Source organism: Bordetella genomosp. 9 (assembly GCF_002261425.1).
Lineage (GTDB): Bacteria > Pseudomonadota > Gammaproteobacteria > Burkholderiales > Burkholderiaceae_B > Bordetella_C.
Map to the genome: position 1 here is coordinate 226161 of NZ_NEVJ01000001.1, position 16900 is coordinate 243060.

General features: G+C 67.5%; 18 protein-coding genes. 6 read left to right on the forward strand and 12 right to left on the reverse strand.

What is annotated here, in order from left to right:
• Positions 1-29 precede the first annotated feature (29 nt).
• Together CAL26_RS00985 and CAL26_RS00990 are read right to left on the reverse strand one after the other, a co-directional pair.
• Positions 30-1100, reverse strand: coding sequence for a FecR domain-containing protein (locus CAL26_RS00985; RefSeq protein ID WP_256987843.1), 1071 nt, complete (start codon positions 1098-1100; stop codon positions 30-32).
• Positions 1101-1113: 13 nt separating this feature from the next.
• The gene (locus CAL26_RS00990) at positions 1114-1623 is read right to left on the reverse strand and encodes a sigma-70 family RNA polymerase sigma factor (protein WP_094845094.1); all 510 of its coding nucleotides are present in this window, start codon (positions 1621-1623) and stop codon (positions 1114-1116) included.
• A gap of 122 nt (positions 1624-1745) precedes the next feature.
• On the opposite strand from CAL26_RS00990, the gene CAL26_RS00995 reads away from it, so the two are divergent.
• From CAL26_RS00995 to CAL26_RS01015, 5 genes are all read left to right on the forward strand, one after another.
• Positions 1746-2684 (forward strand): LysR substrate-binding domain-containing protein, encoded by a 939-nt coding sequence (locus CAL26_RS00995; protein ID WP_094845095.1) that lies wholly within the window; start codon positions 1746-1748, stop codon positions 2682-2684.
• A gap of 159 nt (positions 2685-2843) precedes the next feature.
• Positions 2844-4049 (forward strand): CaiB/BaiF CoA transferase family protein, encoded by a 1206-nt coding sequence (locus CAL26_RS01000; RefSeq protein WP_094845096.1) that lies wholly within the window; start codon positions 2844-2846, stop codon positions 4047-4049.
• Entirely contained in the window at positions 4049-4897 is an 849-nt protein-coding gene (locus CAL26_RS01005; RefSeq protein ID WP_094845097.1) for an enoyl-CoA hydratase-related protein, read from the forward strand. The genes CAL26_RS01000 and CAL26_RS01005 overlap by 1 nt, the downstream gene beginning before the upstream one ends.
• Positions 4898-4927: 30 nt before the next feature.
• The gene (locus CAL26_RS01010; RefSeq protein WP_373454429.1) at positions 4928-5920 is read left to right on the forward strand and encodes a Bug family tripartite tricarboxylate transporter substrate binding protein; all 993 of its coding nucleotides are present in this window, start codon (positions 4928-4930) and stop codon (positions 5918-5920) included.
• Between the two features lie 126 nt (positions 5921-6046).
• Positions 6047-6367: a cupin domain-containing protein gene (locus CAL26_RS01015; RefSeq protein WP_094845955.1), complete on the forward strand. Its 321-nt coding sequence runs from the start codon at positions 6047-6049 to the stop codon at positions 6365-6367.
• A 56-nt stretch (positions 6368-6423) separates the two neighbouring features.
• Here CAL26_RS01015 and CAL26_RS01020 read toward each other — a convergent pair whose 3' ends face one another.
• Genes CAL26_RS01020 through CAL26_RS01065 form a run of 10 tightly spaced genes read right to left on the reverse strand, consistent with a single transcriptional unit; the run spans position 6424 to position 15665 of the window.
• The gene (locus CAL26_RS01020; RefSeq protein ID WP_094845099.1) at positions 6424-7188 is read right to left on the reverse strand and encodes an ABC transporter permease; all 765 of its coding nucleotides are present in this window, start codon (positions 7186-7188) and stop codon (positions 6424-6426) included.
• On the reverse strand, positions 7185-7961 hold the full coding sequence (locus CAL26_RS01025; RefSeq protein ID WP_094845100.1) for an ABC transporter permease: 777 nt from the start codon (positions 7959-7961) through the stop codon (positions 7185-7187). The genes CAL26_RS01020 and CAL26_RS01025 overlap by 4 nt, the downstream gene beginning before the upstream one ends.
• Complete coding sequence (locus CAL26_RS01030; RefSeq protein WP_094845101.1) at positions 7958-8974, reverse strand: ABC transporter substrate-binding protein; 1017 nt, start codon at positions 8972-8974, stop codon at positions 7958-7960. The genes CAL26_RS01025 and CAL26_RS01030 overlap by 4 nt, the downstream gene beginning before the upstream one ends.
• Before the next feature lie 18 nt (positions 8975-8992).
• Positions 8993-9835, reverse strand: a complete 843-nt coding sequence (locus CAL26_RS01035; RefSeq protein WP_094845102.1) for a TauD/TfdA dioxygenase family protein — start codon at positions 9833-9835, stop codon at positions 8993-8995.
• Between the two features lie 53 nt (positions 9836-9888).
• On the reverse strand, positions 9889-10695 hold the full coding sequence (locus CAL26_RS01040) for a class II aldolase/adducin family protein (protein WP_306437081.1): 807 nt from the start codon (positions 10693-10695) through the stop codon (positions 9889-9891).
• Positions 10692-11594: an ABC transporter ATP-binding protein gene (locus CAL26_RS01045; RefSeq protein ID WP_094845103.1), complete on the reverse strand. Its 903-nt coding sequence runs from the start codon at positions 11592-11594 to the stop codon at positions 10692-10694. The genes CAL26_RS01040 and CAL26_RS01045 overlap by 4 nt, the downstream gene beginning before the upstream one ends.
• The gene (locus CAL26_RS01050; protein WP_256987846.1) at positions 11591-12802 is read right to left on the reverse strand and encodes a M20 family metallo-hydrolase; all 1212 of its coding nucleotides are present in this window, start codon (positions 12800-12802) and stop codon (positions 11591-11593) included. The genes CAL26_RS01045 and CAL26_RS01050 overlap by 4 nt, the downstream gene beginning before the upstream one ends.
• 52 nt (positions 12803-12854) lie before the next feature.
• Positions 12855-13736, reverse strand: a complete 882-nt coding sequence (locus tag CAL26_RS01055) for an alpha/beta fold hydrolase (protein ID WP_094845105.1) — start codon at positions 13734-13736, stop codon at positions 12855-12857.
• A 10-nt stretch (positions 13737-13746) separates the two neighbouring features.
• The gene (locus tag CAL26_RS01060) at positions 13747-14880 is read right to left on the reverse strand and encodes a pyridoxal phosphate-dependent aminotransferase (protein ID WP_094845106.1); all 1134 of its coding nucleotides are present in this window, start codon (positions 14878-14880) and stop codon (positions 13747-13749) included.
• An 11-nt stretch (positions 14881-14891) separates the two neighbouring features.
• Positions 14892-15665, reverse strand: coding sequence for a short-chain dehydrogenase/reductase (locus CAL26_RS01065; RefSeq protein ID WP_256987848.1), 774 nt, complete (start codon positions 15663-15665; stop codon positions 14892-14894).
• Between the two features lie 369 nt (positions 15666-16034).
• Here CAL26_RS01065 and CAL26_RS01070 point away from each other — a divergent pair, with 369 nt between their 5' ends.
• Positions 16035-16748, forward strand: coding sequence for a GntR family transcriptional regulator (locus CAL26_RS01070; protein ID WP_256987849.1), 714 nt, complete (start codon positions 16035-16037; stop codon positions 16746-16748).
• The last annotated feature ends 152 nt before the right edge of the window (positions 16749-16900 follow it).

The window sequence follows — 16900 nt, forward strand, 5'->3', positions numbered from 1 at the left end:
GCAGGCGTCGTGCGAAAATTCTTTCGACGTCAGGCGAGTGCTTCGATGGTCACCCAATAGCGGGTGCGCCGGTGCACCTGGACGGGCAGCACCTTCGCCAGCATGTCCAGGATGCGGTCCGTGTCCGCCAGCGGGAACACGCCCGATACCCGCAGATCGGCCGCGCGTGCGTCGCAGCGCAGGAAGCCGGGACGGTAGCGGCCCAGCTTCGCCAGGAAATCGTCGAGCCGCATGTCTTCCGCGACGATCTGGCCACGCGTCCAGGCGACGTCGGCATCGCGCAGCGCCGATACGCCGTCGATGGCGTTCCGGCTGAAGATGGCGCGCTCGCCCGCGCGCACGATGCGTGGCGCGGCGGCCGCTGCGTCCGGGCTGACTTCGACCGCGCTTTCGATCACGGCGACCAGGGTGATCCCTTCATCCTGCCGCGCCAGGAAGCGCGTGCCGAGCGCGCGGATGCGGCCTTCCTCGGTCTGCACGATGAAAGGCCGGCCGTCCGGGGCGCCGTCCACCGGCGCATGGCCGGTGACGATCATGGCCTCGCCGGCGACCAGGCGCACCAGACGGCGCCGCGCATCGAAGCGCACGTCGATGGCGCTGTCGGTATCGAGCAGGATGCGCGTGTCGTCGCTCAGCACGACCTCGCGCTGTTCGCCGACGCCGCTGCGATAGTCGGCGGTTGCCTGCCGCCATGCCTGTGTGCGCGAAGCGAGCAGGGTGCCCGTTCCCAGCGCGCCGCCCCACAGCAGCATGCGCATGGCCTTGCGGCGCCGGGGCGCCGCCGGCCCCGCGTAGGGCGACAGTGCCCGATAGGCCGCGCCCGGTTGCATGAGCCCCAGCCGGCGGGTGACGGTCTCGATGTGCTGCCAGGCCAGTTCGTGTTCGGGATCGGCCTGGCGCCATTGCTGCCAGCGCTGGCGTTCGCTTTCCGTCGCTTCGCCCGACATCATCACCGTCAGCCACTCGGCCGCGGCGTCGGCGGTGGCCTCGCTGATCGCCTGGCCGCAGGCCATGGGCGCCGCGCGGACGGCGGCCCGGCCCGGCAGGACGCGCCTGTCGTCCGGTAGCGCGGATTCGGCGGGCGTACAGGAAAAAGGCATGGCGCGAAGAACGTCAGAACGCCAGGGCGAACAGGCATTGCCGGTTCGCGCGCGTCAGGTACTGCTTGATCGAGCTGGCCGATACGCCCAGGCGCCGCGCGATGTCGGCATAGCTCAATTCCTCGAAGTGGGCCAGCAGGAAAGCCTCCCGCACCTTGGGCGGGAGGCCGTCGAGCACGGCGTCCATCTGCTGCAGGGCCTCCAGCGCCAGCAGCCTGGCTTCAGGCGAGGGCGCAAGTTCCTCCGGCATGGCGGCCAGCATTTGCAGATAGCTGGTTTCCAGCAACTGGCGGCGGTGGCGATGCGCCACGAGCCGGCGCGCGACCGTCACCAGGAAAGGGCGGGGCTCGCGTATCGTCCGCGCCGCGCCCGCGGCCATGACGCTGACGAAGGTGTCCTGCGCCAGGTCGGCCGCGTCGAAGCTGTTGCCCACCTTTTTGCGCAGCCATCCGAACAGCCAACCATGGTGGTCGCTGTACAGCGTGTGCAGGTCGTCACGGGTGGAGGCTTCGGCGGTCGACATGGGGCGAGCGGGCTGGCGGCCCGGGCGGGGTATGTGCGAATAGTAATTGTTATCATTTATAACCCATGTTGTAGAGTTCAGGCAATGCGGGAAAATCGTTCCTCTGCTCATTCGAACTCACCATGTCCCGCCGCGACCTGCTACCTCCGCTGAATCCCGCCCGTGCGTTCGAGGCGGCCGGCCGGCTTCTCAGTATTTCGCGCGCCGCCGACGAGCTCAGCGTCACGCCCGCCGCGGTGAGCCGGCAGGTGCGCCTGCTGGAGGCGTACCTGGGGACGCCGCTGTTCAACCGCGTGCGGGGCGCGCTGGAGCTGACCCCCGCGGGCGCGCGCTACCTGTCCGAATTGATGCCCCTGTTCGCGAACTTGCGCAGCGCGACCGCCGCGGTCACCCGCAAGCGCGACAGCGGGGGCACCTTGCGCATACGTTCCCCCGCCACCTTCGCGGTGCGCTGGCTTATCCCTCGCCTGGCTGGCTTCCATCGGTCGAATCCCCAGGTCGACGTGCAGGTGACGACTTCGTCGCGGCCACTGGATTTCCAGCGGGAGGAGATCGACGCCGGGATCGAGCTGGGCGACGGCGTGTGGCCTGGCGTCCACACCTTGCGGCTGATGCCCAATGTGCTGGTGCCTGTCGCCGCGCCCGCGCTGCGGCTGAACGAAAAGACGCGCCTGGACAGGCAGACGCTTCTGCACTCGCTGGCGCGGCCGGACGACTGGTCCCTGTGGCTGCGGGCCGCGGGGCGGACGCTGGTCGATTCCTCGCGCGGGATGAAGTACGAAACGTCGCTGCTGGCGTATCAGGCCGCCCTTGAAGGCCATGGCATCGCCATTGCCCAGAAAGCCCTGGTCGATAAGGAGCTGGCGGAAGGTTCGCTGGTCGCGCCGTTCGCGTTTGTGCTGGACCGAGGCCACTACACCTATTACCTTGCCTGGCCGGCGGGCAGGGCGCAGCCGGCCGCCTTGCGTGCCTTTCGCGACTGGCTCGCCGCGACGGTGCGGCGGGAAGAGCTGCCCGGCGCCGCCCAAGCGCCTGCCGCTGACAGCAGAAAGGCCGGTTGACCCGCACGGCCGCTGGCGTCGTCGGGGGCGTGCCCTTTACCAAAAGTCAAAGCCTGCGGGCGTTAAAGTCGTTTGCCGCGTCCCCACCGCGTCACTATCCTGCCTTCATCGAAGCAAGCCCCGGGTGCCCTTGAGGCCGGGAGAGGCGGGAGGCAGGAGATGTTCAGGAGTAGCTTGAGGGGCGTGCGGGTCATCGATTTCTCGCACGTCCTGGCCGGTCCGGTCGCGACCATGATGCTGGCGGACCTGGGGGCCGACGTCATCAAGGTGGAGGCGCCGCAGGGGGAGATGGGCCGGCGGCTGGGGCCGCCCTGGATCAATGGCGTAAGCGCCATTCATCTGAGCGTGAACCGCAACAAGCGTGGCATCGCCATGGACTTGAAATCGCCGAGTGGCCGCGAGGCCGCGTTGCGCTTGATACGGGGCGCGCACGTGGTGGTGGAGAATTTCCGCCCCGGCGTCATGCGCCAGCTGGGCCTGGATTATGAAACCGTGTCGGCGGCGAACCCGGGATTGGTGTATTGCTCCATCTCGGCCTATGGGCAGACCAGCCCTTTCCGAACCCGGCCTGGCGTGGACGGCATCATGCAGGCCGCCAGCGGCCTGATGAGCACCATGGGGACGGACGGCGGTGATCCGGTGAAGGTCGCCGCGCCTGTCGCGGACATGGCGGGCGGATATTTCGCCGCCATTTCCATCCTGGCCGCCTATATCGCCGCCCGGCAGAGCGGACAGGGCGAGCGGCTGGACATCAGCCTGTACAACGCGGCCATCATGTTGCAGCAGACGAACTATGCCTCGTATTTCGCGGCGGGCATGGATCCGCGCAAGATGGGTAGCGCGGCGCCATATGCCGCGCCGAACGAGGCGTATCCCACCCGTGACGGCTGGATCATGGTCGCCGCGTACCAACCCGACCGCTGGCGCGCGCTGTGCGCACTGCTGGATGCGCCGGGCCTGGAGCAGGACCCGCGCTTCGCCACCAACGAAAGCCGGGTGGCGCACCGGAGCGACCTGCGGCAGGCGCTGGCCGCGCGTTTCCTGACCCGCGATACCGCGCAGTGGCAGCGCCTGCTGCTTGAAGCCGACATTCTGTGCGCCCCCATCGCGCGCTATGGCGAAGTCGTTGCCTCCGACGAATACGCGGCCAGTGGCATCGACTCGATGGTGACGCATCCGGTGGCCGGCGTGGTGCGCCTGCCCGGTTTCGTGCCGGGGCCCGCGCACGCCAACCTGGGAACAGCACGCGACAGAGCCGCTCCGTTGATCGGAGAACACGCTGCGGAGATCCTGCGTGAGATCGGCTATGACGAGGCCGATATCGCAGCTTTCGACACCGCTTTCAGAACCGCGGAGGCACCGTGATGCATACGCCCGACTTTTCCAAGACGCCGCGCGCTGGCGAGGGCCTGGTCCAGCGACAGGTCATCGACCGGGTACTGGTCCTGACCATGAATGATCCCGCCACTGGCAACGCGGTGTCGGTGGCCATGGCCGAAGCGCTTGCGCAGGCGGTGGAAGAGGCTGACCGGTTGGAGGACGTCCACTGCCTGGTGATCCGCTCATCAGGGACGCATTTCTGCACAGGCGGCAACATCAAGGACATGCGTGACGGCGCGGACTTGATGCAGGGCTCCGTCGCGGACGTGCAGGCGCGCCTGAGAACCAGCCTGCATCGTGTCACGCACGCCTTTCAGGCGCTGCGGATTCCCTCCATCGCCGCCATCAACGGGGCGGCGGTCGGCGCCGGGTGCGACCTCGCGTTGATGTGCGATCTGCGCATCGCCAGCACGAATGCGACCCTTGCCGAGAGTTTTCTGCGCCTGGGACTGGTGTCCGGCATCGGCGGCGCCTGGTTCCTGACCCGCCTGGTCGGCCGGAGCAAGGCTCTGGAGCTGACGCTGACCAGCGAATTCATCGACGCGGCGGCGGCATTGGCCCTGGGACTGGTGACGCGCGTCGTCGAGCCCGACCGTCTGGACATGGCGGTCCTGGAGATGGCGAGCCGGATCGCGGCCAATCCGCCGCAGGCGCTGCGCATGGCCAAGCGCCTGGTGCTGGACGCCGCGGACCATCCGTTGCCCATCGCGCTGGAGCAAGCCGCCGCGTTGCAGGCCATCCTGCTGTGCGGCGAAGAACACAAAGGCGTGGTGGCGCGCTTCCTGGAGACCAGGGCGGCGCGCAAGCGGGAGGCGAACTGCGCATCGGACTGAAGACGCATGAATAACAATGATCTGGAGACAATGACTATGAGATCGCCTTGCGAGAAAGGCCTGTCGCGCGTACTGCTGGCCTGCATCGTGTTAGCCGCCGCGCTTGCGGGCGCGCCATCGCGCGCCGCGGAGTATCCCGCCAAGCCCGTCACCTTCGTGGTGCCCTTCGGCGCGGGCAGCGCCACCGACCAATTGGCGCGGGCGCTGTCGGCGTCGATCACGGAGCAGACCGGCCAGCCGGTGATCGTGGAAAACCGGGCCGGCGCCAGCGGCATGATCGCGGCCCAGCACGTGGCCCGCGCCGCGCCGGACGGCTACTCGGTATTGATCACCACCAATACGACGCAGGCGGCGAATCCCTTCCTGTTCAAGCGGCTGCCCTATGATCCTGCCAAGGACTACGCCCCGGTGACATTGTTGGGGCGGGGCGGGCAGGTGTTGGTCGTGCGCGCGGATACGTCCTATCGCACCGTGAACGACCTGCTCGAACAGGCCAGGAAAGCGCCTGGCAAGCTCAGCTTCGGCAGCGGCAATTCATCCAGCCGGATGGCGGGAGAGATGCTCAAGCAGTTGAGCCATACCGACATCGTATGGGTGGGCTACAACAGCAATCCGGCTGCGCTGAACGATCTGCTGGGCGGCCATATCGACATGATGGTGATCGACACGGTGACCGGCATGGCGCACATCCAATCCGGCAGGCTGCGTGCGCTGGGCGCTTCCACGGCCCGGCGCCTGCCGCAGCTTCCGGATCTGCCTACGCTGGACGAGGCGGGCATCAAGGGCTACGACATGGGCTATTGGTTCGCCGCCTATCTACCCGCCGGCACGCCGGCCGCGATCGTGGAGCGCCTGCGCGCGTTGTTGATCAATGCCACCCGGAGCGAGCATGCCCGGAGCTTCTTCGCCAACTCCGCCACCGAACCCTGGACGTCCACCCCCGAGGAACTGGTCAGGTTCCAGGCCAGCGAACTTGAGAAGTGGGGCAAGGTGGTCAAAGCGGCCGGGATACAGCCGGAGTAAGGCGCGGCGGCGTTTCCGTTGATCTTCGCGGCGCCAGGCGATACAGTGGCACCCCCGAACGCTCGCCCCCTGGACCACGACGTGACGCAAATCGACCCCAAGCTGGTGCGCTTCAGCGCCGGCCCCATGGCCAACCCCGACATCGGCAAGCCGCGCCGTCCGATGGAAGGCGACACGGTCTTCCGCACCATCACCGGCTTCGAGGGCAACAACGGCCGGGCGTCGTCCGGCATCTGGGAAAGCACGGCCGGCAAGTTCCGCTCCGACACCACGGGCTATATCGAGTTCGGCTATATCCTGGAAGGCGAGTGCCGTGTCGTCGATCCCGACGGTACGGTGCATCACCTGAAGGTGGGCGATCCCTTCGTGATGCCGGAAGGCTACAAAGGGCACTGGGAAGTGGACGATTTCGTGAAGAAGGTCTGGTTCGTCACCCTGACGAGCTGACCCGCCGGCGCTGGCGCCCTTCGCCTGGGCGCCAGCCCATGGTCCATGGCCACGGTCTACTTCCAGAAGATGTAGCGCTTTTCCAGCAGATTGACCAAGCCGAAGAACAACAGGCTCGCCGCGGAAGCGACGAAGATCGCCGACCAGACCTGGACGAAGTCGATCTGCAGTACGGCCTGGAAGATGGTCCATCCCAGCCCGCCGGTCGCGCCCAGCATTTCCGTCACGATGGCCACGATCATGGCGCGTACGGTGGACACCCGCATGCCGGCCGCGGTCAGCGGAATGGCCGCGGGCAGCCGCAGCCGCCAGAGGATCGCGGCACGATCCGCGCCGAAGCTGCGCATCAGGTCGACCGCGCGCTGGTCCACGCGGTCCAGCCCCGCCAGGGCATGCAGGAACACCGTGAATCCCACCGCCAGGGCCACCATGACGATCTTGGATTCCGGGCCCATGCCGAACCAGAGCAGGATGAGCGGGGCATAGGCCACGACCGGTACCGAGTTGAGCGCGGTGGCCAGCGGCAGCACGACGCCGCGCGCCCGTGGCAGCATGGTCAGGATGATGGCCAACAGGATGCCCGCGGCGGCGCCGAGCAGGAAGCCGCACACCGCTTCCATCACCGTCATGCGCGCCGCGGCCAGCAATAGCGCGTGCTGGTCCACGATGGCGGCCAGTATGCGGGTGAAGCGCGGCAGCACGTAGTCGGGCAGCGCGAACGCGCGCGCGCACAGCTCCCAGAGTACGGCCAGGCCCAGCAGCCCGAGCGCGGCGCGCCGGGCTGCCCGGGGGTTGCCGGGCCTGGGCAGCGTGATCTTCATAGTTCGGCCCTCCAGAAAACGACCTTGCGCTCCGCCCAGGCGACCAGCCCGTAGAAGGACGTGCCCAGCAGGCCGGCCATCAGGATGGCCGCCCACAAGGAGACGAACTGCTCGTTGTACATGGCCTGCAGCAGCAGCACGCCCAGGCCGATGGTGTCGCCGAACCATTCGCCCGCAATGGCGCCCAGCAGGCTGAGCGTGCAGGCCAGCCGCAGCGCCACGAAAATCTGCGGCAGCGCGGCGGGCAGTTGCAGGCGCAGCAGCAACTGGAGCGGTGTCGCGCCAAAGCTGCGCAGCAGGTCCACCTGGCGCCGGTCGACGGCCTCGAGCCCCTGCAGCGTGTTCACCGTGACGGGAAAGAACGTCAGGTAGAAGGCGATCAGGGCCTTGGCCAGGATGGTGTTGCCGAACCACAGCACGACCACCGCGCCGAAGGCGATCACCGGTATGGTCTGCGAGATGACGAAAAGCGGGAACACCAGCTCGCGCAGCAGCCGCATGCGATGGAACAGCACGCCGTTGACCACGCCGACGACGGCGCCCGCGGCGTAGCCCAGCACGGTCTCGGACAAGGTGCGCAGGAAGCTCGCCGCATAGGTCTCGGGCAGGGCGGCGATGGCCTGCAGGATGGATGACAGGCTGGGCAGGTAGTAGGGCTTGATGCCGCCCGCGCGCACGGCGGCCTCCCACAGCACGCCCACGGCGACCACGGCGGCCGCGCCGCGCAGCAGCACGGCAGCCGCCGAGCCGGCACGCGGCCGGCCCGCCGTCATGGCCGCCGCTCCGCCACCGGGATGGCCTGCAGGAAGCGGCTGTCGAAGGCCTTGGAGACGTCCACCGGCTTGCTGATCACCTTATTGGTGCGCAGAAATTCCTCCGCCTTCTGCATCGCCGCCGGATCGATCCAGAACAGGCCTTCGGTGCCGGCCTTGCCCGCCGTCATCAGGCGATAGGCCTCGGTCAGCATGAATTCCTGGTGCGCGCGGTCCAGCGTGGGCGCCACCTTCATCACGACGTCAACCGCTTCCTTCGGGTGGGCCATGGCCTCGCGCCAGCCGCGGATCGACGCGCGCAGGAAGGCCGTGACAAGCTCGGGTTTTTCCTGCGCCGTCTTGGTGGACACGATCAGCGTGTCGCGCGGGAAGGTGATGCCGTAGTCCTCCGCCTTGAACAGGCGCAGGTTCTGCTCGCCCACGCGCTGGCGGATGGTATAGAGCTCGTTGTACCAGGTGGCGGTCACCACATCGACCTCGCCGTTGACGAAGGGCGTGACGCTGACCTGCTGCGGCTGGACATCGACCTTGGCGCGATCGACACCCTGGTTGGCCAGCATCCCGAACAGTACGTACTGGGCGCCGGTGAACCAGGCGGTGACCTTCTTGCCCTCGAATTCTTTCAATGTCTTCGGTCCGTCTTTCTTGGTGACGAACACGAACGGCGTGATCTGGTGCGCGACGCCCACCGAAACGATGGGCATGCCCTTGTCGATCGCGGCCATGACGCTGTCGGTGCCGCCGGACAGGCCGAAGGTGTCGGCGCCGGTGGCCACCAGGTTCTCCGTCAGCAGGTTGGGGCCGCCGGGATTGATGGTCAGGTCGATGCCTTCTTCCTTGTAGTAGCCCTTGGCGAGCGCGTAGTAGAAGCCGGCGAACTGCGTCTGCGGCAGCCACTTCAGCCGCAGCGAGGCCTTGACCGGTTCCTTGGCGGCGGGCGCGGCCAGGGCGGGCGCAGCGAGTCCGAACGTGGCTGCCCACGCCAGCAGGGTAAACAAGCGCTTGGTCTTCATCGTTCTATCCCCTAGTGTTCAAAAAGGCCGCGTGCCCGCGACCGTTGTCCGGTGCATGATGCGTCGGTACCGGGTGTCTTCGTAAGGCGTGGCGCAATGCATGGTGCAGCGGTTGTCCCAGATGATCAGGTCGCCTTGCTGCCACGTGTGGCGATAGACGAATTCATCGGAAATGGCGTGCCGGTTGAGTTCCGCGAGGAGGGTCTCGGCTTCGTCGGGCGGCAGGTCATTGATCTGCTTGACGATGTCCTGGCCGACGTACAGCGACAGGCGGCCCGTCACGGGATGCGTGCGCACCACCGGATGGACGACGTCGGGCGTCCGCGCCTTCTGTTCCTCGGTCAAGGGCGCGCGGTCGGCGAAGGCCTTGCCGTAGTAGCCGGCGTAGGAGTGCGTGGCGGTCAGGTTGCGGATGCGCGCCTGGGTCCTGGCGGGCAGCGCCTCGTAGGCAAGGTGCATGCTGGCGAACAGCGTGTCCGCGCCTTCCGGCGGCACTTCCACCGCGTAGAGCAGCGAGCCCATGCTGGGTTCGGCCACATACGAGAGATCGGAGTGCCAGTTCCAGCCTTCCTTGTGATTGCCGATGGGCTTGCCGTCCTCGGTCACGTTGGACAGCACATAGATTTCGGGCAGTCCCGTGGTCAGGAACTGCTTCAGGACGTGGGTCATCAGGTCGCCGAAGCGGCGGCTGACGTCGACATGGCGCTGGTTGCTCAACGCCTGCCCGCGCACCAGGATCAGGGAGTGGCGGTCGACCTGCCGCACCAGTTCGTCCACGGCGGCGTCGCTGTCCGGCTTGGACAGGTCCAGGCCGAGCACTTCGATGCCGAATCCCGCATGCAGTGGGCGCGTCTGTAGCATTGGTGGTCCTCCAGTAGCGGCCGGGGCGTCCTGGCCGGATCAGAAAAGAATTGCTATTGCTTGTATGAGGGATCGGTGCGATCCAGCTGCCGCACCAGCGCCGGCCATTCGCGCTCGCCGGCCACCAGGATGTCGCCTTCGTTGTGCCAGAACTGGCGCGCGGCCTTCTCGCATACGTCTGCGTCCGGCACGACGATGGGCCCGGCGCCCCCCGCCACGGCGGCCTGCATGGCGAGCTGGATACGCGCGGCGCGTTCGAAGTAGTACAGCAGCATGAAGGCTTCGCCTGGCGTGCGTCCCAGCGTCAGCAGGCCATGGTTGCGCATCAGCATGACGGGATGCGCGCCGAGGTCGGCCACCAATCGCTGCTGTTCGTCCAGGTCGATGGCCACGCCTTCGTAATCGTGGAAGGCCTGGTGCCCGTGGAAGCGCATGGCGAACTGCGATAGCGGCAGCAGGCCGTCGCGCTGGGCCGATACCGCCACGCTGGCGTCGGAATGCGTGTGCAGCACGCACATCGCATCGTGGCGGGCCTGGTGGATCGCGCCGTGGATCACGAACGCTGCCACGTTGACGTCGTACGGCGTGTCGCGCAGCTTGCGGCCATGCGTGTCGATCAGCACCAGGCTGGACGCGGTGATTTCCTCGAACAGCATGCCGTAGGGGTTGATCAGGAAGCGGTCGTCCGCGCCCGGCAGCCGCAGGCTGATGTGGTTGTAAATCAGGTCGTCGATCTTCAATGCCGCGACCAGCCGGTAGCACGCGGCCAGCGCCACGCGGGCTTCCCATTCCGCGGCGGGCATGCCGGCGGGGCAGGGCGGCAGCGAGGCGCCGGTGCGGGTTGCGTGGCCGCCGCTCATGATTGCCCCTGGGCCGCGCCGGCCGCGGTGAATGACTTCAGGCTTTCTTCCTCGATGGCGCCGAGCAGGGTGCGCTTGAGTTCGATGAACTCGGGCGACGTGACGATATCGGGCAGGCGCGGGCGCGGCAGGGAAACCTTCTGCTCCAGCTTGACGCGGCCGGGCCGCGCCGTCATGACCAGCACGCGATCGCCCAGGAACAGCGCTTCGTCCACGTCATGCGTGATGAACAGGATGGTGCGCCGATGCTTCTGCCACACGTCCAGCAGCCAGCGCTGCATCATGCTGCGGGTCAGCGCGTCCAGCGCGCCGAAGGGTTCGTCCAGCAGCATCAGGTCGCGGTTGAACATGAAGGTGCGCATCAGCGCGACACGTTGGCGCATGCCGCCGGACAGTTCGTGCGGATACTGCTTTTCGAAACCGGCCAGGCCGAATTCCGGCAGCATGTCCAGCGCGGCGCGGCGGGCATCGCTGCGCCGTGCGCCTTCCATCTCCACGGCCAGGATGGCGTTGTCGATGACGCTGCGCCAGGGCAGCAGCAGGTCGCGCTGCGGCATGAAGGACACCTTGCCCAGCAGGTCGCGCGCGCGGCAGGGCTTGCCCAGAAAGTCGATGCGGCCGCCGGCATCCGGCTCTTCCAGCCCGGCGACGATGTTGAACAGGGTGCTCTTGCCGCATCCGCTGGGACCCACGACGGTCACGAACTCGCCTGGGGCGATATCCACTTCCAGCTCGCGCAGGGCCTGTACCGTGCCGAAGGTCTTGGAAATTCCCGACAGGGCCAGCAGGGGCTGCGCCGCGGTCGCGCGCGTGGGGGCCGCGGCCCGCTGCGTCGCATCGGTCTGCGCATGGGGCGTAGGATGAGACGCCGGCAGGGCGGATCGGATGGCGATGTTCATGGCGCTTCCTCTGTCGCAAGGTCCGCGAGTACGTCGGCCAGCACCCGGGCGCCGGCATGCAGGTGCTCGGGTTCGGCGTACTCGGCCTCGTTATGGGTGATGCCGTCGCGGCACGGCACGAAAATCATGGCCGACGGGCAGATGGCGTGCAGGTAGCGCGCATCGTGGCCGGCGGCCGAAATCAGGTCCCGGTGCGGCAGCGCCAGCGCGTCCGCCGCCGCGCGTATCCGCGCGCGCATGCTTTCCGGAAAGACCAGCGAATCCGCGGCCGACAGCCGCTGCACCCGAACGTCGCAGGGACCGGCGTGCGCCTCGCAGGCCGGCGCGACCAGGGCCGACAGGCGCATGAGTTCGTCGCTGTCGGGATGGCGCAGGTCGATGGAGAACACGACGTCGCTGGCCACTACCGACGGGGCGCTGGGCCGCACGTCGAAGCGGCCCACCGTGAACTTCACGACGTCGTCTTCATCGTGCAATGCCGCCGCCAGCGCCTGCACCATGGCGGTGGCCGCCAGCAGGGCGTCCCTGCGTTCCGCGCGGGTCGATGTGCCGGCGTGCGCGGCCTCGCCCCGCACCTGGACGCGGAACGTATGCTTGCCCTGGATGCCGCTGACCACGCCGATGGGCAGGCCTTCGCGTTCCAGGACGGGGCCCTGTTCGATATGCGCTTCGATGTAGGCGTGCACCGCGCCGCCCAAGGGGCGTTGCGGCAGGTGGCGCAGCGTTTCGGACGTGGCGTCCAGGGCGTCGCCGACCGAGATCCCGCCGGCGTCGCGCACCGCGCGGGTGTCTTCCAGTTCACGCTCGCCCGCGAAGACGGCCGAGCCCATCATGCCGGGCGCGAAGCGCGAGCCTTCTTCGTTCATCCAGGCCACGACGTCGATGGCGCGACGCGGCCGCACGCCCGCCGCTTGCAGCGCCTGCACCGCTTCCAGCGCGGCCACGACGCCATAGACGCCGTCGTAGCGGCCGCCGGTGGGTTGGCTGTCCAGGTGGGACCCGGCAAGCAGCGGGGGCAAGCCCGCCACGCTGCCCGGCCAACGCAGGAAGAAGTTGCCCACCGCATCGCGGCTGGCCTGCAAGCCCAGCGCCGTGCCCCATTCGGCCATCAGCGATTGGGCCTGCGCGTCTTCGGCCGACAGCGCCTGCCGGTCGACGCCGCCCGCGGCGGTCGCGCCGATGCGCGCCAGCGCATCCAGGCGCTTCATCAGCCGCCCTCGATCGACCCAGGCGGACGGTGCTTGCGTGCCGACCGTCATGTCAGGAGGTCTTCATGATCTGCGACGGCGCGGAACGCGGATCGCGCGGCATCCAGCGGCCCTGCTCCGCCGTGGCGAGGAATTCCGCGACGAACTGGTTGAACATCGCCGGCTCTTCCAGGTTCAGCGTATGGCCGGTCTTGGGCAGCACCAGCAGCCCGCTGGCCGGTATCGTCTTCTTCATGAAGATGCCCGGTTGCAGGCAATGGTCGTCTTCGTCGCCCACGACCACCAGGGTGGGCAGCGTCATCGCCTTGAGCTCGGCTTCCAGGTCGTAGATCGACGGACGCCGCGCCTGCACGCCGCGCATGGTGTTGGCCGAGCCGGTGGCGTCGTGTTCGGCCAGCTGTCGCGCGAATTCCTGCCACCCGCGCGGATCCTTGAGCTGGAAGATGATGCGCGACGCGGCTTCGGCATAGGTCCCGGCGAACACGGCCGATCCCAGCTGCTCGAACTTGTCGGCGACGTCGCAGGAGACCTGGCGGAAATAGTCTTCGTACTGTTTTTCCGCGCCATAGCCGGCGCCGGCCACCACCAGCGACAGGGCGCGCTCGGGATGGCGCAGGCCGAAGTGCAGGACCGCGAAGCCGCCCATGGACAGTCCGACGGCGTGCACCTTGCCCAGGCCCAGTCCATCCATGACGTCCACCATATCGTTGACGGCGATTTCCTGGGAGTAGCTGTCCACCGACGCCGGGACGTCCGAAGGCGCGTAGCCGCGGGCGCTGTAGGTGATGCAGCGATAGCGGCGCGCGAAATAGCGCATCTGCGGCTCCCAGCTGCGCCAGTCGCCGCCGAACTCATGGACGAACAGGATGGGCGTGCCGCTGCCCGCTTCTTCGTAGTGCAGCGTATGGCCGTCGCGCGTGGTGATGGTGGGCATGCCTGGATTCCTAGAAAAGATCGGTGGCGGCGGGCAGGCGGCGGGCCTGTTCGACCATCTCGGGCAGGAGCTCGCAGAAGCGGTCGGCCCAGGCTTCCGGCACGGTCAGGCTGATCTTGACGAAGCGGTCGCCGAAGCGCTTGGTGTGGTAGGTGCCCTGGCGGATCATGACGCCCTGCGTCTGGTAGGCGGCCACCAGCGCTTCGGGACGGATGCCGGCGTCCACCGTCTCCATCACCACCAGATTGGCCTGTGACGGATAGACGGGCAGATGCAGGCCGGGAACCGCGGCCGCGGCCCGGGCGACGGCCGCCTGGTTTCGGCGCTGCCGGCGCTGCACGTCCGGGAACCATTCGGCCTTGGTTTCGAGGCCCGCGATCGCCGCACGCTGCGATAGCACGTTGCTGCCCAGGTTGTTGGGCGGCGCATTCGCCAGTTCCTCGATGATGTCGGGATTGGAAATCACCGCGCCCAGCCGCATGCCCGCCAGCCCCAGCCACTTCGAGAAGCTGTAGGTCATGATGGTCTTCTCGGGATAGAAGCGGTACGCCGGCGTATGCGCGTCGGCGAAGTGGAAGTACGTCGCGTCGTGGATCAGGTAGGCGTCGACCGAGCGTGCGATCTCGGCGATCTCGCGGATCTCGTCCTCGGTGTGGCAGGTGCCCAGCGGGTTGTTGGGATCGACCAGGTAGATGACGGCGGTGTCCGGGCCGACCGCCGCGCGCAACTGGGCCGGCGTCAGCTTGTACTGCTGGCTGGCATCGTAGATAGGCAGTTCGACGACGCGCGAGCCGGCCTGCCGGGCGAAGTGCATCGGCCAGGCCCAGCTGGGATCCGTGGTGACGAAGTCCTTGCCCGGCCGGCACACGTGGCGGCACACGCTGTACAGGGCCTGCACGGCGCCATCGGTGACGAAGGCGCAGGCATCCGGCACGCCCGCGTCCTGGACGATCAGCTTGCGCAGCGTTTCAAACCCGGCCGGCGGCGCGTACGCGTGGTAATCGCCGCGCGTCAGGGCGTCCGTGACCGCCTGCAGCACGGCGGGATGAGGCTCGAAGTGATTGGTGTTCTGCCCCAGCCACATCAGGCCCGGCGTATTGCACAGCCGATCGAAATAGGCGTTTCTCTGTTCGAAACCGCGCATGCCTGTCTTCCTCAGATGATGGAGCGGCGCGACGCGATGCCACCGTCTATGGTCACGATGGTGCCGGTGATGTAGCCGGCGCGTTCCGACGAGAGCCAGACGATCAGGTCGCCGACCTCTTCGGCCGACGCCGGCCGCTTGCCCGGATACTTGTCGAAGAGTTCTTCCCAACGGCTTTCGTCGTCGTACCAGTCCAGGGCGCGCCGCTTCATCAGCTTGACCATGCGGTCCGTCGCGACCGGGCCGGGGTTGACCCCCACGACCCGTATGCCGTCATCCAGGCTGCGGCCGCCCAGCGCGCGGGTGAAGGCCATCATCGCGGCATTGCCCGTGGTGCCGACGATGTAGTCTGCATCGGGGTTTTCGCCGGAATTGCCGATATCGTTGACGATCACGCCGCCGCCGCGACGCTTCATGTGCGCATAGAGTTCGCGCGACAGGGTGACGTAGGAAAAGATCTTCATGTCCAGGCTGTCCCGCCAGATCTGGTCCGACAGCTTGTGCAAGGGGCCGGCCGCGGAATCGGCGGCATTGTTCACCAGGATGTCGACCTCGGCGCAGCGCCGCGCCAGTTCCAGCGCGTTCTCGTTCGACGCCAGGTCCATGGGGTGGATGTGCACGGTCACGCCATAGGCGGCCGTCAGCGCGGCGCGCGCGGCGGCCAGCCCTTCCTCGGACCGGGCGGCCAGATGCAGGGTCGCGACGCCCTCGCGGGCGAAGCTGTGCGCCGTCGCCAGGCCGATGCCCTTGGAGCCGCCGGTCACCAGCGCCGATTTGCCTTTCAAGCCCAATTCCATCTGTCCTTCCCTTCCTGTACACGTGGAGTGTTGGTGGCGCTGGCTTGCATACATTGATGGGGCCAGCTATGCCGATGCAGTCCTGGCGGTCCAACTTGCGTCCGTCCGCCACATGCCTAGGCAATGCAACATCCATGCCAATTTTTCTCGCGCTCATAGGGGAATTGCACGGCCGCCATGCTTCAAACCAGTGCACAACATGGCTCATGGACGCCACGAAACCGTGCATACAAAGTTGTGTTTGTTGTATGCAAGAGAAGCTATAATGAGGCTCGTCGGGTTCGGCCGGCCGCGGGCTGGTCACGGGTCGGTCGCCCGCGGATTCGCCGCCCCCGGCCCACACAGCGAAGGAGTCCCGTGAACGCAGCAGTCCCGGATCAGGAAGCAGCCCAGGCCGCCGACGACGGCGCGCCGGCGCCGGCCAGCCGGTCGGTGCGCATCCAGCAGGTATTGGAAAGCGAGATCTTCTCCGGCCACCTGGCCCCTGGGGCCAGGCTGGACGAGGTCGAGCTCGCGGCCCGCTTCCGCGTGTCGCGCACGCCGGTGCGCGAGGCCCTGCGGCATCTGGCATCGGCCGGGTTGATCCGGATACGGCCGCGCCAGCCCGCCGTCGTCGTGGAATTGCCCGCCTCGCGCCTGATCGAGATGTTCCAGGTCATGGCCGAACTGGAGTCCCTCTGCGCGCGCATGGCGGCGCGCCGTATCTCAGCGTCGCAGCTGGCAACGCTGAGCGCGCTGCATGATGAATTGATCGAGTTGTCCAAGACCGACCGCGTCGCGGATTTCTACGAAGTGAATCGCCGTTTCCACGAGACCATCTACGAGGCCTCGCAGAACGAATTTCTCGCCGAACAGACGCGGGCGCTGCGCAATCGCATCGGCGCCTACCGCCGTCTCGTCACCCAGAAGCCCAGCCGCCGCGCGGCCACCCTGACCGAACACGATGACGTGCTGCGCGCCATCGCCACCGGCAATGAAGAAGCCGCGGCGGATGCCATGCGCGGCCACGTGAACCTGCTGGGCGAAAAGCTGCTGGATTTCATCGCGCTCTTCCCCAAGAGCGGGCGATAGGCCGGGCGCGTCGACGCCTTTGCGCGGCCGCACGGGTCGCGCACCTGTTCCTTTTTCTCCACAAAGCTGTCGTTTAGCTACCACGTCCGTTACGGGTGGCCGGCGCAGGGGTGGCGTGCACGTTGGGATACTTTCGCGACGGTTTCCCGGAA

Excerpts from the sequence above, each read along its gene's own strand:
- CAL26_RS01000 (WP_094845096.1), top strand. The coding sequence starts at position 2,844 with ATGTTCAGGAGTAGCTTGAGGGGCGTGCGGGTCATCGATTTCTCGCAC.
- CAL26_RS01060 (WP_094845106.1), bottom strand. The coding sequence starts at position 14,880 with ATGCGCGGTTTCGAACAGAGAAACGCCTATTTCGATCGGCTGTGCAAT.
- CAL26_RS01015 (WP_094845955.1), top strand. The coding sequence starts at position 6,047 with ATGGCCAACCCCGACATCGGCAAGCCGCGCCGTCCGATGGAAGGCGAC.
- CAL26_RS00985 (WP_256987843.1), bottom strand. The coding sequence starts at position 1,100 with ATGCCTTTTTCCTGTACGCCCGCCGAATCCGCGCTACCGGACGACAGG.
- CAL26_RS01040 (WP_306437081.1), bottom strand. The coding sequence starts at position 10,695 with ATGAGCGGCGGCCACGCAACCCGCACCGGCGCCTCGCTGCCGCCCTGC.
- CAL26_RS01050 (WP_256987846.1), bottom strand. The coding sequence starts at position 12,802 with ATGAAGCGCCTGGATGCGCTGGCGCGCATCGGCGCGACCGCCGCGGGC.
- CAL26_RS01005 (WP_094845097.1), top strand. The coding sequence starts at position 4,049 with ATGCATACGCCCGACTTTTCCAAGACGCCGCGCGCTGGCGAGGGCCTG.
- CAL26_RS00990 (WP_094845094.1), bottom strand. The coding sequence starts at position 1,623 with ATGTCGACCGCCGAAGCCTCCACCCGTGACGACCTGCACACGCTGTAC.
- CAL26_RS01020 (WP_094845099.1), bottom strand. The coding sequence starts at position 7,188 with ATGAAGATCACGCTGCCCAGGCCCGGCAACCCCCGGGCAGCCCGGCGC.
- CAL26_RS01055 (WP_094845105.1), bottom strand. The coding sequence starts at position 13,736 with ATGCCCACCATCACCACGCGCGACGGCCATACGCTGCACTACGAAGAA.
- CAL26_RS01030 (WP_094845101.1), bottom strand. The coding sequence starts at position 8,974 with ATGAAGACCAAGCGCTTGTTTACCCTGCTGGCGTGGGCAGCCACGTTC.
- CAL26_RS00995 (WP_094845095.1), top strand. The coding sequence starts at position 1,746 with ATGTCCCGCCGCGACCTGCTACCTCCGCTGAATCCCGCCCGTGCGTTC.
- CAL26_RS01045 (WP_094845103.1), bottom strand. The coding sequence starts at position 11,594 with ATGAACATCGCCATCCGATCCGCCCTGCCGGCGTCTCATCCTACGCCC.
- CAL26_RS01035 (WP_094845102.1), bottom strand. The coding sequence starts at position 9,835 with ATGCTACAGACGCGCCCACTGCATGCGGGATTCGGCATCGAAGTGCTC.
- CAL26_RS01025 (WP_094845100.1), bottom strand. The coding sequence starts at position 7,961 with ATGACGGCGGGCCGGCCGCGTGCCGGCTCGGCGGCTGCCGTGCTGCTG.
- CAL26_RS01010 (WP_373454429.1), top strand. The coding sequence starts at position 4,928 with ATGACTATGAGATCGCCTTGCGAGAAAGGCCTGTCGCGCGTACTGCTG.